The following is a 14,160-nucleotide window of genomic DNA, read 5'->3' as shown; positions in this document are numbered from 1 at the left end:
AAAATGGCCTGAAACCAGCGGGTAAGCGGCGTGGAGCTGCCTTCCATGACGGTGCCGGCGATAACGGACGTCTGATGGCCGCAGGAGGCGCATTCATATAAAGGAAGTCTCCGCGTGGAGATCCGATAGGAACGGGAATGGCCGCAAAGAGGGCAGCGGAAGCCGTCGGGCCAGCGGGCGCGGAACAGCGCGTCGGCGCAAGCGTGCTCGGAATCGTACATTCGGCAGAAGTCGGAAAACGACAGACGCTCGATCCCCATCCGCAACCCTCCAACAAGAACATTTGTTCGCAACTTCATTATACCAAACAAACGTTCTCCTATCAATCGTTTTGACTCAAAAAAAGTAAATTTCTTGACCGGCGATTGGCGAGCAGATTGCCGGTCGTTTCCCTTATCGAAGGGGATAGTGGGAGGAGTGGCAGACGAAGCGAGTGAGGGCACCAGACTGATCGAAAGGGATAATGGGAGGGGTCAGGGGAAACGAGACACCCGCCGGGGGGAGGCCCTGAATCGAGGGGATAATGGGACGGGGTGGCGAACGGTGGATGAGCGCACACCCGAAAGAGCCAATTTTGATGCAGCCATGTCAATATAAATAACGCATATTAGGGGTTCGTAAGAATGGATTCATGAGTTAAGTGGCAGAAAAAAGTGCATTTTAGGAGTTTTCAATAAAGACATTTGCATTAATGTGTTATAAAATATTACATTATAAGCATCGATAACATATTATACTTAGTTTTCTGTTATGATAACTCACGCGATTGTGTGGGAGCTGCAGACGAAGGGGGCGAGATGAAGCGATAGGTGGAAGAGAATTCGCACTTGCCCGCCTGCGGGCTTGCCGAGAACGAAACGAAGGAGGATAAGAAATGGCCGCTATACCGCGAAAAGAACCCGTATCCGGCAATCGCCCGGAGCAACCCGCTATAACGATCAAAGAGCTGCTGGAGCTGCCGGGCATGGGGCAAGCGAGGCTGGTGGCTGGAGAGAGGGGCATCCATTCGGTCATTACCCGCGTGAACGTGATGGAGGTGCCGGACATGATCCATTGGGTCCGTCCCGGCGAGATGATCGTCATGACCGGCTATGCGTTCCGCGACGAGCCCGACCGTTTCAAGGAAATCATTCCGGAGCTGGCCAGGAAGGGAGTGTCGGCGCTGGGGATCGCGACGAAACGGTATATCGCCGAAATTCCCACCGATGCCCTCGCCGAAGCCGAGAAGGTTAACCTGCCTCTTCTGGAACTGCCTCCCGAGGCTTCTTTTGACGATATCGCCAGAACCGTCATGGATCGCGCCCTGGCACAGGAAGCGGCTTTGCTTTCCGAGCTGCAAAACCGTGTTCGGGCGATCACCCGCCTGCTACTCGACGGAAGCGGTCTTTACGCGTTTCTGGACGCGTTGGAGTCGATGCTCGGCAATCCGGTCGCGCTGGTGCGGGAGCAGGATAAGCCGTGGTTTTCGTTTAGCCTGCGGAGCGCCGATTCGATGGAAGCTTGGCCGATTGTGCAGTCGCTGTCGTTTCGCCATGTCGGCAAAAGCTCTAACAGCGGATTCTTCATGCTTCAAAACGGACTTCGCGCCTATGTATGCCCGATTCCGGGGCGCCGCGCTAAAGAGGCGGTCCTGGCGCTCATCGAACGCAACCGGGATGTCTCGCCGCTCGACGCGCTGAGCGTGGAACGGCTGTGCTCGCTTGCAGGCTTGGAGCTGGCCAATACGGAGGCGATTCGCGAGGTTGAAGGAAAATATTTGGATCAGTTCCTCCAAGACTGGTTGTCCGGCAAAATCGTATCCGAGAGCGATTGGAAGCTGCGTGCCGAGGTGTGCGGCTGCACGATTCCGGAACAAATGCCGCTTTGCGCGGTATTGGTAGGCTTCGGGGACGGCGTGGAGCCGTCGCCGGAAAAGCTTCGCGAGTATGCGCGACGGCTTCGGTCCGAGCGGCCAAGGTCGTGCGAATCGCTGCTGGCCGCGCCGATCGGCGGCGATTTGGCGCTTATCGTCCCTATGCCGGAGAAGTCAAAGCCGGACGGGCAAGCCGATACGCCCGCCTCGGAGTCGATGGAGCGGCTGGCCGCCGAATTGAAATCGCTGCTGGACGATCCGCAGCTCCGCTTGTTCGCGGGACGTCCGGCCGAACGTCCCGAACTGCTTCCGGGCAGCTTGTCCCAGGCGCGCCGGGCCAGACAGGTGGCGGTCGTATGCGGCCTGGCCGGAGATACGGTGACTTACGACCGATTGGGCGTTTATTCGCTGCTCTATTTGATTCCGTCCGGTGAAGAGCGGGAGCAATTTCTGCTCCGGTTCTCGGCGCCGCTGCAGCAGGCGGACCGAAAAGGCGGAGGCAGGCTCGTGGAGACGCTTGAAATGTTCTTCCGTTGCAACGGCAATATCAAGCTGACGTCCGAGCGGCTGTACGCGCATTACAATACGGTCGTCTACCGGCTGGACAAAATTCAGAGCATTCTCGGCGTCTCCCTGGACGATCCGGAGGATCGGCTGCAATTGCAGCTGTCGCTCAAGCTGGGGCAAATTACGCCGGCATCTTCCGGAGGCGGTTGAACGAAAAGGCCGTCTTGCCGGTCCAGTGCCGGCAAGACGGCAAGACGGCAAGACGGGTGGCCGGATCCCGTTCAGATCCAACCGGCGCGAAGAATGATCACCAGCAGGATGAAGAGTACGAGCGCGAAGGCAGCCGTGCCATAGCCGCCGTAGACCGGACCGCAACCAACTCCACCAACCGGATAGCTCATCGTGCAACCCTCCCGTGCGAATGTGTGTGATGTTGTATCACAGTGTCAAGATATGCGCGGTGGTTTTGTATTCCTGTGCGTTTATACCGGTTGCATCAACCTATCCGCAAAATCGGCGGATGTCCCGACATGATTGAAGTGGCGGATGTTCACGATCCGCGCCGGAGGTGGAACGAGAGGCACCGGCTTCGGCAAAAAGAAAAGAGGATAAGAAGCGAACCGCAACTCGTCTCCCTCGAATTTGGCGATCGCCCTCTGGATCGCGAGAACGCGATTGAAAAGCGTGAATCAGGATGCAATCGCCAAATTGAATGATGGCGCTGGAACCGACGCTGACGATTCGGACAGCCCCGACGATGGATGGCATGGGCGCAACGACTCCTTTTCTGGGGGGTCATGGTTTATTGATGGTCGTCCGACCGCAAGCAAATCGTACGATTCCCCTGCCTCGTGCTTCCGCGTTCGGGCCGCGTCTCCCGGAAGAACAACCGGCTGATCGTCAAATTTCGCAGACGTCCCGCGGGGCGAGACGAAGTGGAATTGTTCATCCGCCCTTGAATCCGTTATAATGCAAGAAGAATAGCGCGTCCCGTCAAGAAGGGGCGGTCGCTCAGCGGACAAGGGAGGATGTCGAGGCGTGGAAATTACGGATGTATCGGGTGTGTCGCCCGGTTTATTCATTACGGGGATTATCTTTATATTGTTGGTCGGATCGTTGCTCAGCCTGGGCGTGCTCCGTTTCTTCCAGCAAAAGAAGCGCCAAGGAACGTTCTATTTCATAGGCTCCGTCGTGTCGTTCGTCGTGATGGTGCTCGTCGTCAATCGCTGGTTCGCTTGAAGCGCGGCGGGCCCCTTCTGCCGTCCTGCGCCGGGTTTGCTTGGCTCAAAGTTCGACCGCCGGGACGTATCCGGCGGTTTTTTGCTTTGCAGCGTCGGATCGCAACATCTTCGATACAAAACGCAACTTTTGCTCGCATATCTACGTTATAAGTAGGGCAACTGAAATTCAGTCGCACCAACAACCGTTCCCCTCTAACCGATCCAAAGGAGATGTACCGATGAAAAAATGTTTGTCCCTGCTCTTATTGCTATCCTTGATCATGACTTCCGGCACTTGGGCGCAAGCGGCCGGCACGGGAGCAGGCAACCATACGCTTGTGCTTTACTTGAACAAAGCGAACGTGTCGCTGGACGGCGTAACCTATCCCGCCGCTCAGCCGACGGTAGCCGTCAAAGGCACTACATATGCGCCGATCAGCATGCTGGCTGCGCGATTCGGCTACACTGTCCGCTACGAAAGCGCGACGAAGGAATCCGTCGTCACGTGGACCGGAACCGAAGTCCGCTGGAAAGCGGGTTCCTCCAGCTACAAGCTTAACGGCGTCGCAACGAAATTCGCCGGCGTTCCGTTCTCCCAGAAGGGCAGCCTGATGATTCCGGTGCGCGCTTGGGCGACGGCGACGGGAGCGACCCTCAAGGCAGCCGGCGGCACCCTCACGCTTGCCTGGAATTCCGTCAAAAAGCCGACCGCCGATTTTACGGTAGACACCAAAGAAATTTACGCGACGCAGACGGAAGTCGTCTATACGAGCCATTCCGCCAACGCGGCGTTTATTACGAACGAACGGTGGGAAGGCAGAGAGACGGTGTTCGCCGAGCCGGGACCGCATACGATTACGCGCTGGGTGCAGGACGCATCCGGCGAGTGGAGCGAACCGTATTCCGTCACCGTGAACGTGCTGCCGGCGAACCAACCGCCGCAAGCGCTGTTTACGACGGATAAGGACACTTACATGATCGGGGAGCCGATCAAGTACATCGACCAGTCCACGGACGACGAGAATGCGATTACCTCGACGCAATGGAGCAACAACAAGCCGGCGTTCTTCTCGCCGGGAACGCAGACGATCAACCTGCGGGTGACCGACAAGCACGGAGAAGTCTCGGATTATTCCAAGACGATTACGATCTCCTCCGAAGTCATGTACACGGAAGAGCAATTCAACCAACGGTTCACGCCGGTGGGCGAAATTTATCCGGTCGACGGACCGAGCATCCTGGGTTACTCGCTTGTCCCCTATACGTATAGCGTATCCGACCGGTCGCTGATCGCTTCGAACAGCCCGGAGAACATGACCAAGGAAGGGCTTCTGTACCGGGATACGATGAGCGGCGATTTCCGGCTGTTCCTGTATCATCAGAACGTCGGAACCGATGCGCTGACGATTTACTTGGCCGCAACGAACGAAGGTACCGAGACCGCGACGGTCAGCCTCGGATCCTCCGGCCAGGCGGGACCGAACTCCTTCGGTCTCTGGACGGGCAAGCTGGCGGCCGAGCGCTACTTGGAGTCGCAGCGCACGGGAACGACGACGCTGACGACGCTCGCCCCCGGCGAGACGAAGCTGATCATGCCGCAGCTTGGCGATCAGCCCCTGAAGACGAATCAGGTGTTCTCGGCCTACGCCGACCTGAACGCTTCCGCTCCGGTGAAATTTACGCTGTTCGCCATGAAAAAAGACGGCCGCGATCCGCTGCAAGCAATGGCTTCGTTCGGCAATCTGCCGCGCGACGGCAAGCATATCCGCGGTACGTTCCAGGGCGCCGACCGCGAAGTGACGATCGGTCAGAAGCTCGGCGGGGAACCGCAGCGCATTCTGTTCGGCGATCACAAGAACGATCCGGCGCTTGACGGCAGAGACATGCTGAACGGCATTTACGAGAACAACTGGGGCAACTTCGGCGTTCTCTACCACATGACCGTTCAAGTCGAACCGAACACGCTGATCGCCGCCAACGCCCGCGGCGGCGTCTATTCCGGCGTCTTCAAGGTGAACGACACGGCGGTCATGGTGTCCAATTCCAGCCTGCTGCAAAATCCGAACCAGGCTTGCGTCCTGTACCGGACCGGGCCTTTCACGGAGACGGTCGAAATCAGCTTCCTGACCGCGCTCGGCTCAAACCTGCCGATGAACATTCTGTTTATTCCGATGAAGTAATAGCGTCCGTTTATCGAAAAAGCCGCTTCCAGGTCACCGCCAAAGGTGCCGGAGCGGCTTTTTACATTTCCGAGGCGTACGTCCGGACTCTCTTCCGCTTCAATGGATGCCCTTCTTCTGAAAATCGCCGCCGAGCACTTCCGATACCGACTGAATGGCGATAAAAGCTTTCTTGTCGATCTCGTGGACGATCGAGCGCAGCTTGGCGACCTCCAGTCGGGTGACGATGCAGTAGATCATTAGCGTATCGTCTTTGCTGTAGCCGCCCTTGGCATACAGCAGCGTGGTGCTGCGCCCGAGCCGCTGCACGATCGCGTCGGAGATTTCCTCGTGCTCGCCGGAGATGATCGTGACCGACTTCGATTCGTCCAGTCCTTCGACGACGATGTCCATTACCTTGGTCGCCAGATAATAGGCGAACACCGAATACATCGCGGAGTCCCAGCCGAAGACGAAGCCGGCGGCGGTGAAGATGAACAGGTTGATGATCATAATGATTTGGCCGACGGACATCCGCAGCTTTTGGGACAGGATGATGGAGACGATCTCCGTTCCGTCCAGCGAGCCGCCGAAGCGGAGCACGAGGCCGACGCCGGCCCCGAGAAGGACGCCGCCGAAGGCGAGGGCAAGCAGCTTCTCGCTCGTAAAGGCGGGAACGGGATGCAGCAGCGAAGTCATGACGGACATAACGGCGATGCCGTACAAGGTGGATACGGTGAACGTTTTGCCGATTTGCTTGAAGCCGAGAAGGAGGAACGGAAGGTTGATGAAAAAGAGGAACAGGCCGAGCGGCAGATGGGTGAGATCCGACAAAATGATGGAGATGCCCGTGATGCCGCCGTCGATAATGTCGTTCGGCACGAGAAACAGTTCGAGCGCGACCGCCATCACTACGGCTCCGACCGTAAGAAAAACGAACTTGAGCATATAATCGAGCTTGGTCATTTTCCGATGCGTTCTTGGCACGAAGGCTCCCTCCCCGGTTGAGCGGGTCCGAATTCGCTTTAGGGAGTGTTTGCCATATTTGGCTCGATTATTCCGGCGAATTTGACGAAAGCGGGCCAAACGTTCATGATAGAAAGGGATAGAGTTGCAGACGCATCCGGGAGGTGAGGGCCGGTGCTCAGACGGGCCGTGCAGGCGCCGATCCGTTTTTACCGCGCGTTCATATCGCCGCTCAAGCAGCCGACTTGCCGGTTCGCGCCAACCTGCTCCGCCTACGCCTTAGAGGCGATCGAGGTGCACGGCGCGCTCAAAGGCTCGTATTTGGCGGTTCGCCGAATTTGCAAATGCCATCCGTTCCACCCGGGAGGCTTCGACCCCGTTCCCCCGCGCAAAGACGGAAAAGGAGGGGCCGCTTGACAGCGGAGCGTGAATTCCGGTATATTGTGGCCAATAGAACTATAACGATTGTTCCGATGAAGGGATAAGTACAGAGCCAAGCCTGTCTCAGAGAGCCGGAGAAGCTGCGAACCGGTACAGGACGCTGTGGAATATGGTCCCGGAGGTTTCGCTTTCGAGCGGCTGCCCGAACGCGCCTTGTGCGCGCGAGGCAGGCAAGGGAGCGACGCGAGTCCGGCGTTAACGGATCGGCCGATCGGCTATTCGAGCCTTTGTTCCGCCGCCTGCGGACGAAGGGAATTTGGGTGGTACCACGTGAGCGGAGCTCTCGTCCCATGCGGACGGGGGCTTTTTGTGTTGATGGGGCTCCCCCAAAAGTAATCGGAATAGGCTGCAACGCATCACGTCACTTTTGGGGGCAATTTTACGACATTCGAAGGAGATGAACGACCATGGCGGAGAAAGGCAAAACGTTTTACTTGACATCCCCGATCTATTACCCGAGCGACAAGCTGCACATCGGACATGCGTACACGACGGTGGCGGGGGATGCGATCGCGCGCTACAAGCGCCTTCGCGGCTATGAAGTGCGGTATTTGACGGGCACCGACGAGCATGGGCAGAAAATCGAGCGCAAAGCCCAGGAAGCGGGCAAGACGCCGCAGCAATTCGTCGACGACATCGTCGTCGGCATCCAGGAGCTGTGGAAGAAGCTTGAGATTTCGAACGACGACTTCATCCGTACGACGCAGCCGCGGCACAAAAAGTCGGTCGAGAAAATTTTCGCCCGACTGCTGGAACAAGGGGATATCTACAAAGGCAGCTACGAAGGCTGGTACTGCACCCCTTGCGAATCGTTCTTCCTGGAGCGGCAGTTGGTCGACGGCAATTGTCCCGATTGCGGCCGCCCCGTCGAATGGGTGCAGGAGGAAAGCTACTTTTTCCGGATGAGCAAATACGCCGACCGGCTGCTTGCGTTCTACGAGGAGAATCCGGGCTTCATCCAGCCGGAGTCGCGCCGCAACGAGATGATCAACAACTTCATCAAGCCGGGGTTGGAGGACCTCGCCGTCTCGCGAACGACGTTCGATTGGGGCATTCCGGTGCCGGGCGATCCGAAGCACGTCATTTACGTCTGGATCGACGCTTTGTCCAACTATATTACCGCGCTCGGCTACGGATCGGAAGACGAATCGCTTTATGAAAAATTCTGGCCGGCCGACGTCCATCTCGTCGGCAAGGAGATCGTGCGCTTCCACACGATCTATTGGCCGATTATGCTGATGGCGCTAGGCTTGCCGCTGCCGAAGAAGGTGTTCGGGCACGGCTGGTTGCTGATGAAGGACGGCAAAATGTCCAAATCGAAGGGCAACGTCGTCGATCCGGTCAAGCTGATCGACCGCTACGGGCTCGACGCAGTGCGCTATTATTTGCTGCGCGAGGTTCCGTTCGGGTCGGACGGGACGTTCACGCCCGACAACTTCGTCGAGCGGATCAACTACGACTTGGCGAACGACCTGGGCAACCTGCTCCACCGGACGGTCGCGATGATCGAGAAGTATTTCGGCGGCGTCATTCCCGAATACGGCGACGCGCCGACGCCGTTCGACGCCGAGCTGGAGCAGACGGCGGCCGACGCCGTCGCCAAAGTCGAGGCGGCGATGGAGGACATGGAATTTTCGGTCGCCTTGTCCGCCATCTGGACGCTCGTCAGCCGCACGAACAAGTATATCGACGAGACGAAGCCTTGGGCGTTGGCGAAGGAAGAAGCCAACCGCGGGGAGCTCGCTTCCGTCATGGGGCACCTCGCCGATTCGCTACGGATCGTCTCGATTCTTCTTCAGCCGTTCCTGACCCATACGCCGCGCCGCATCTGGGCGCAGCTCGGCCTGACCGAAGGCGAGACGGCGTCCTGGGACGGCGTGCGCTCGTTCCGCGGCGTGCCGGCGGGCACCCGCGTCGCGAAGGGCGAACCGCTGTTCCCGCGGCTGGAGATGGCGGACGAGATCGCCTGGATCGTCGAATCGATGGGCGGCGCGGCGTCGTCTCCGGCTGCCTCCGAAGCCGCGGCGCCGGCGGAACCGGTCGAGCGCAAGGAAGAGATCGGCATCGACGATTTCGCCAAGATCGAGCTGCGCGTCGGCCAAGTCGTCGCCTGCGAGCCGGTGCCGAAGGCCGACAAGCTGCTGAAGCTTCAGCTCGACCTCGGCTTCGAAGTTCGCCAGGTCGTCTCCGGCATCGCGAAATTTTACAAGCCGGAGGAGCTCGTCGGGCGCAAGGTCATTTGCGTCACCAACCTGAAGCCGGTGAAGCTGCGCGGCGAATGGTCGCACGGGATGATTCTCGCCGCTTCGCAAGGCGATCAATTGACGCTCGCCACCGTCCCGGACGGCATGCCGAACGGCGCGATCGTGAAATAAAAAAGGAGGAAAGTCCGTCCGAACGGCGCTGCCGGGAGAGCGGACTTTCTTTTTGGGGGTGGGCATGTGCGTCGAGCGCCTGCCCTCCTTTTTCTTCGCAACGGTCTGCGATTCGTTTTCCGTCAATGTCCGGCTATTGACAGGCGTCGAACAATCGGGGTATACTCCAAAACGTAAATAATACGATTAAGACAATGGAGCTGTTATGCGACATGAAACGATGGTTCATCCGGCTCGCGCTGTTCGCCGCGGCGGCGCTGGCGCTGGCCGGCTGCGGCAATAACGCGGGTACGGGGAAGACGGCTGACGGCAAGCTGGGCGTCGTGACGACGTTCTATCCGCTTTACTATTTGGCCAGCCAGATCGGAGGCGACGACGCGAGCGTCGTCAACCTGATCCCGGCGGGCGTGGAGCCGCACGACTGGACGCCGAAGAGCCGCGATTTGCAGACGGCTGCCGATGCGCAGCTGTTCATCTATAACGGTGCGGGTCTCGAAGGTTGGGTAGACGATTTTCTGCACGGCGTCGGGTCCGGCGGCGATCTTCGGACGGTGGAGGCGAGCAGCGGCATCGAGCTGATCAAGGGCAATCCGGAAGAAGCCGACGAACGCGAGGGCGATCATGCGCACGAGCTGGACGTCGACCCGCATACGTGGGTGAGCCCCAAATCGATGCTGAAGATGGCGGCCAACATTCACGAAGCGTTCGTCGCGGCCGATTCCGCACACCAGGCGCAGTACGACGCGCGCTACGAAGATTTGCGCAAGCGGCTGGAGGATCTGGACCGCCGGTACGCGGAGGGGCTCTCGGATTTGCCGCGGCACGACATCGTCGTCTCCCACCAGGCGTTCGCGTACTTGTGCCGCGATTACGGGCTGAAGCAGGTGGCGATTATGGGGCTGTCTCCGGATGCGGAACCGCGGGCCCAGGACTTGCTGAACATCGCCCGATTCGTGAAAGACAACGGAGTCAAGACGATTTTCTTCGAGGAGCTCGTCTCCGACCGATTGGCCAAGACGCTCGCGGAGGAAGCGAACGTGGGCACGGACGTGCTGAATCCGCTCGAGGGCTTGACGCCCGAGCAGGAAAAGGCCGGAGACGATTACTTTACGCTGATGGATAAAAATTTGCAAAACCTGCGGAAGGCATTACAATAAGAAGAAACGCCGGACGGACAGAGTCGGGGACGAAAGGAGGAGAGGCGCATGGTTGCGCAAATCGCGGCGCCTGTCTCCTGTCACAGGGAAATGGTGGCGCTGGAGAACGTATCGTACGCTTACGGAACGCAGCAGGTGCTGGACGGCGTATCGTTCGTCGCCCGCGAGCGGGATTTTATCGGCCTGATCGGCTCCAACGGCGCGGGCAAGACGACGCTGCTGCGGATGATCGTCGGTCTGGCGAAGCCGCAGCACGGACAGATTCGGCTGTTCGGCACGCCGATCGAACGGTTCAAGGATTGGCATCTCATCGGCTACGTGCCGCAGCGGAGCCATTTCAATCCGCTGTTCCCGGCAACGGTGCGGGAAGTGGTGCTGTCGGGGTTGTACGGCCGGCGCAAGCTGTTCAGGCGGTTGACGAAGGAGGATGCGTCGCGGGCCGCAGATGCGCTTCGGACGCTGCAAATCGAGGATCTGGCGGACAAGCGGATCGGAGCGTTGTCCGGCGGACAGCAGCAGCGGGTGTTTCTGGCGCGGGCGCTCATCAACAATCCGAAGCTGCTCATTCTCGACGAGCCGATGTCCGGCATCGACAACGAGACGCAGCGGAACTTTTTCCACCTGCTGCGCCATATGCATCAGCACCACAACATCACGTTTCTTATGGTATCGCACGACATGGAGATGATCCGTTCTTATTTGGGCGACGAACCGAAGGAGACGTCCGGGAAGCTGTCGTTCCATGTTCGGCATTCCCACGATCTCGAGGATTGCGGGGAGACCGATCTGTTGCATACCTTGCGGAAAGAAGGGTAATCTCGCTTTGGATCTTTTGACGGCGGAATTTTTCCAGCGCGCGCTCATCGGCGGCGCTCTTATTGCGATTACGGCCCCTCTGATGGGCCTGTTCCTTGTGCTGCGGCGGCTCGCGATGATCGGGGACACGTTGTCCCACGTCAGCATCGCCGGCGTCGCGCTCGGCTTCCTGATCAACGTTTATCCGGTGGCGGTCGGTCTCGTCTTCGCGATCGTCGCCTCCTTCGCCATCGAGGCGCTGCGGCGAACGTACCGAACGTTTGCGGAGCTGTCGATCGCCATCATCATGTCGGGCGGCATCGCGCTCGCTTCGATTTTGTTCACGTTAGGCAAAGGCTTCAACTTGAACGTTAATTCGTATTTGTTCGGAAGCATTTATACGCTCGATTATACCGATCTCGCCGTCATCGCTCTTGTGACAGCGGTCGTCCTGCTCGTCGTGCTGCTGCTGCGCAAGGAGCTGTTCCTGCTTACGTTCGACGAAGACGCCGCTTCGGTCAGCGGGCTGCCCGTCCGTTATTTCAACATCCTGATCAGCATTCTGACCGCCCTCGTCATCAGCGCGTCCATCAAAATCGTCGGCGCGCTGCTCGTCTCCGCGCTGCTTACGATTCCGGCCGCTTGCGGCCTGGCGCTCGCCAGAAGCTTCCGCCAGGCGATCGCGCTCGTCGTCGTCATCGGCGAGATCGCCGTCGTCGGCGGGCTATGGGCGGCCGGCGTGTGGAACCTCGCCCCCGGAGGCACGGTCGTGCTGCTGCTGATCACGATGCTGCTCGTCTCCTTGGGCTCCCGTAAATTAAGAGTATAAGGAAAGGAGGCGCACGATGAACGAGCTGAATGTCGGCATCGCGTTCGCGGGAGGCCTGGCTTCCTTCATCTCGCCTTGCTGCTTGCCCTTGTATCCGTCCTATTTATCGTACATAACCGGGATTTCGGTGGCCCAGCTCAAGACGGACACGAGCCGCGACGTCCGGGTCAAGACGATGGCGCATACGTTTTTCTTCATCCTCGGGTTCTCCTTCGTTTTCTTTACGCTCAGCTATACGGCCAACGCGTTCGCTTCCACGTTCCGCGAATACCAGGACCCGATTCGCCAAATATCCGCGGTGCTGATCATTCTGATGGGCTTGTTCCTGCTCGGCGTGTTCCAGCCGCAGCTGCTCATGAAGGAGCGGAAGATGAACATGAACTGGCGCCCCGCGGGCTACCTCGGTTCCTTCATCTTCGGCGTCGGCTTCTCGGCGGGCTGGTCGCCCTGCGTCGGTCCGATTCTCTCGTCGATTCTCGCGCTCGCCGCAAGCCATCCCGGCACCTGGGCGCAGCTTACGGCGGCGTATTCGCTGGGCTTCGGCGTGCCGTTTTTCGTGCTCGCATTTTTCATCGGGACGACGCGGTGGATCCTGAAATATTCGGGCACGCTGATGAAGATCGGCGGGGCGCTCATGATTTTGATGGGCGTGCTGCTGTTCACCGACCGGATGACGTACATTACGATCTGGCTCAACCGGATTACGCCGGAATGGCTGAAGTTTTAACCGAAGCCGATTGTCGGCAAACCGGAGCTTAGGTGAAATACTCGATTTTGGCCGCCGGAAACGTCTCGAAGATCCGCTCGGTCAGAAATTCCCTCAATGCGTCTGCCTGTTCGTCCGGGTAGACGTATTTGTGCTGTCCCCAACGCCCCCACTTTTTCTTCCGGATCGCTTCGTCCATTTCCAGCTTCGTCTTCGGATAGCGCTTCTCGATGATCGACTTGGCCGTTCGCGTAAACCGGTGCTGGATCAGCTCGAACGTCAGATCGGCCGCCGCTTCCGGAGGCAGCGTCAGGCCGAGCTTCTCCAGCAGCTCCGCGTAGCCTTCCCGCCAGCCGTCGTACCAGATGATCGGCGCGACGATGAAGCCGAGCGGATAGCCGGCTTTCGCGACGCGGCCCGCCGCTTCGATTCGTTCCGCGAAGCGGGAGGTGGCCGGCTCGAAGTTGCGGATGACGTAGTCGGCGTTGACGCTGAACCGGATGCGCGTATGGCCGCGATGATCGAGCCCGAGCAGCGGGTCGACGTGGTGGAATTTCGTCACGAAGCGCAGCCGGCCGAGCGGCTCCTTCGCCATGAACGCGATGGCGTCGGCGAGCGAGCCGGTCAGGTGCTCCAATCCGACGGGATCGGACGTGCAGGCCGCTTCGAACCGGGTGATCTCGGGCGCGCGCTCCTCGATGTACGTTTTGGCCGCCCCAAGGATGTCCTCCATATTGACGTAAACGCGCACGTAAGGCTTCGCGCCCAGCGTCGTCTGTAAGTAGCAGTAATGGCAATGCCCCATGCAGCCCGTCGACAGCGGCAGGGCGTACTCCGCCGACGGCTTGGACGTGTCGAATTTCAACGTCTTGCGGACGCCGACGACAAGCGTTCGCTTTGCGATTTTGTATTGCTCGAGCTCCGTCTCGCCGGGAAGCCCCGTAATCCGGTTATGCGAAGTCGTCATCCGGTAGGGAAGACCGCGTTCCCGAGCCCAGTCCATGATGCGCCGTCCCTTCGGATAATCGAGTGAAGCGGGCTCGAAATAGACGAGCTCCGGTACGAACAGCGGCGTTTCTCTAATCTTCCTCGGAGGCTCCGTCGTCTGCGTCGTCTGCGTGGTCATGCGGTTGTCCACTCCTTTCGTACCCGT

At 59.1% G+C, this 14,160-nt stretch carries 14 protein-coding genes and 1 pseudogene; 10 read left to right on the top strand and 5 right to left on the bottom strand.

Annotation, left to right across the window (positions count from 1 at the left end):
* Positions 1–260, bottom strand: a 260-nt coding sequence (locus G485_RS0118835; protein ID WP_027093796.1) for a transposase, incomplete at its 3' end; no start/stop codon positions are given.
* A 614-nt stretch (positions 261–874) separates the two neighbouring features.
* On the opposite strand from G485_RS0118835, the gene G485_RS27320 reads away from it, so the two are divergent.
* A complete protein-coding gene (locus G485_RS27320; protein WP_051318403.1) occupies positions 875–2,569 on the top strand; it encodes a PucR family transcriptional regulator in 1,695 nt (564 codons plus the stop codon).
* A gap of 71 nt (positions 2,570–2,640) precedes the next feature.
* Here G485_RS27320 and G485_RS29435 read toward each other — a convergent pair whose 3' ends face one another.
* Positions 2,641–2,760, bottom strand: coding sequence for a sporulation protein YjcZ (locus tag G485_RS29435; protein WP_084423391.1), 120 nt, complete (start codon positions 2,758–2,760; stop codon positions 2,641–2,643).
* Between the two features lie 129 nt (positions 2,761–2,889).
* Between G485_RS29435 and G485_RS31055 the strand changes: the two genes are divergently transcribed.
* Positions 2,890–3,075: a hypothetical protein gene (locus G485_RS31055; RefSeq protein WP_240489204.1), complete on the top strand. Its 186-nt coding sequence runs from the start codon at positions 2,890–2,892 to the stop codon at positions 3,073–3,075.
* 7 nt (positions 3,076–3,082) lie between these two features.
* Here G485_RS31055 and G485_RS31570 read toward each other — a convergent pair.
* Positions 3,083–3,127, bottom strand: a pseudogene (locus G485_RS31570) (hypothetical protein); the annotation flags it as partial.
* Between the two features lie 270 nt (positions 3,128–3,397).
* Between G485_RS31570 and G485_RS0118820 the strand changes: the two are divergent.
* Positions 3,398–3,598, top strand: coding sequence for a hypothetical protein (locus G485_RS0118820; protein ID WP_027093795.1), 201 nt, complete (start codon positions 3,398–3,400; stop codon positions 3,596–3,598).
* Positions 3,599–3,818: 220 nt separating this feature from the next.
* Positions 3,819–5,759, top strand: coding sequence for a stalk domain-containing protein (locus tag G485_RS27315; RefSeq protein ID WP_051318402.1), 1,941 nt, complete (start codon positions 3,819–3,821; stop codon positions 5,757–5,759).
* A gap of 99 nt (positions 5,760–5,858) precedes the next feature.
* On the opposite strand, the gene G485_RS0118810 is transcribed toward G485_RS27315, so the two are convergent.
* Positions 5,859–6,725, bottom strand: a complete 867-nt coding sequence (locus G485_RS0118810) for a YitT family protein (protein ID WP_027093794.1) — start codon at positions 6,723–6,725, stop codon at positions 5,859–5,861.
* Between the two features lie 153 nt (positions 6,726–6,878).
* On the opposite strand from G485_RS0118810, the gene yidD reads away from it, so the two are divergent.
* The 6 genes from yidD (at position 6,879) to G485_RS0118780 (ending at position 13,028) form a co-directional block, all read left to right on the top strand.
* On the top strand, positions 6,879–7,121 hold the full coding sequence (gene yidD / locus G485_RS0118805) for a membrane protein insertion efficiency factor YidD (protein ID WP_035157191.1): 243 nt from the start codon (positions 6,879–6,881) through the stop codon (positions 7,119–7,121).
* 431 nt (positions 7,122–7,552) lie between these two features.
* Positions 7,553–9,520 carry a methionine--tRNA ligase gene (gene metG, locus G485_RS0118800; RefSeq protein ID WP_027093792.1) on the top strand — a complete coding sequence of 656 codons (1,968 nt, stop codon included), beginning with the start codon at positions 7,553–7,555 and terminating at the stop codon, positions 9,518–9,520.
* A gap of 212 nt (positions 9,521–9,732) precedes the next feature.
* Positions 9,733–10,677: a metal ABC transporter substrate-binding protein gene (locus G485_RS0118795; RefSeq protein ID WP_156922485.1), complete on the top strand. Its 945-nt coding sequence runs from the start codon at positions 9,733–9,735 to the stop codon at positions 10,675–10,677.
* 48 nt (positions 10,678–10,725) lie between these two features.
* On the top strand, positions 10,726–11,493 hold the full coding sequence (locus tag G485_RS0118790) for a metal ABC transporter ATP-binding protein (protein WP_027093790.1): 768 nt from the start codon (positions 10,726–10,728) through the stop codon (positions 11,491–11,493).
* 7 nt (positions 11,494–11,500) lie between these two features.
* Positions 11,501–12,301: a metal ABC transporter permease gene (locus tag G485_RS0118785; protein WP_027093789.1), complete on the top strand. Its 801-nt coding sequence runs from the start codon at positions 11,501–11,503 to the stop codon at positions 12,299–12,301.
* Positions 12,302–12,317: 16 nt separating this feature from the next.
* The gene (locus tag G485_RS0118780) at positions 12,318–13,028 is read left to right on the top strand and encodes a cytochrome c biogenesis CcdA family protein (RefSeq protein ID WP_027093788.1); all 711 of its coding nucleotides are present in this window, start codon (positions 12,318–12,320) and stop codon (positions 13,026–13,028) included.
* Between the two features lie 28 nt (positions 13,029–13,056).
* Here G485_RS0118780 and splB read toward each other — a convergent pair whose 3' ends face one another.
* A complete protein-coding gene (gene splB, locus G485_RS0118775) occupies positions 13,057–14,133 on the bottom strand; it encodes a spore photoproduct lyase (protein ID WP_027093787.1) in 1,077 nt (358 codons plus the stop codon).
* Between the last annotated feature and the right edge of the window lie 27 nt (positions 14,134–14,160).

Source organism: Cohnella thermotolerans DSM 17683, from assembly GCF_000429825.1.
GTDB classification, from domain to species: Bacteria; Bacillota; Bacilli; order Paenibacillales; family Paenibacillaceae; genus Cohnella; species Cohnella thermotolerans.
The sequence above is the reverse complement of the archived record's forward strand: the minus strand, read 5'-3'. Positions and strand labels throughout refer to the sequence as shown.

Bases quoted from the DNA above. Each gene is read 5' to 3' on its own strand.
- metG (WP_027093792.1), top strand. From the start codon at position 7,553: ATGGCGGAGAAAGGCAAAACGTTTTACTTGACATCCCCGATCTATTAC.
- G485_RS27315 (WP_051318402.1), top strand. From the start codon at position 3,819: ATGAAAAAATGTTTGTCCCTGCTCTTATTGCTATCCTTGATCATGACT.
- G485_RS0118780 (WP_027093788.1), top strand. From the start codon at position 12,318: ATGAACGAGCTGAATGTCGGCATCGCGTTCGCGGGAGGCCTGGCTTCC.
- G485_RS0118795 (WP_156922485.1), top strand. From the start codon at position 9,733: ATGAAACGATGGTTCATCCGGCTCGCGCTGTTCGCCGCGGCGGCGCTG.
- G485_RS29435 (WP_084423391.1), bottom strand. From the start codon at position 2,760: ATGAGCTATCCGGTTGGTGGAGTTGGTTGCGGTCCGGTCTACGGCGGC.
- splB (WP_027093787.1), bottom strand. From the start codon at position 14,133: ATGACCACGCAGACGACGCAGACGACGGAGCCTCCGAGGAAGATTAGA.
- G485_RS27320 (WP_051318403.1), top strand. From the start codon at position 875: ATGGCCGCTATACCGCGAAAAGAACCCGTATCCGGCAATCGCCCGGAG.
- G485_RS0118790 (WP_027093790.1), top strand. From the start codon at position 10,726: ATGGTTGCGCAAATCGCGGCGCCTGTCTCCTGTCACAGGGAAATGGTG.
- G485_RS31055 (WP_240489204.1), top strand. From the start codon at position 2,890: ATGATTGAAGTGGCGGATGTTCACGATCCGCGCCGGAGGTGGAACGAG.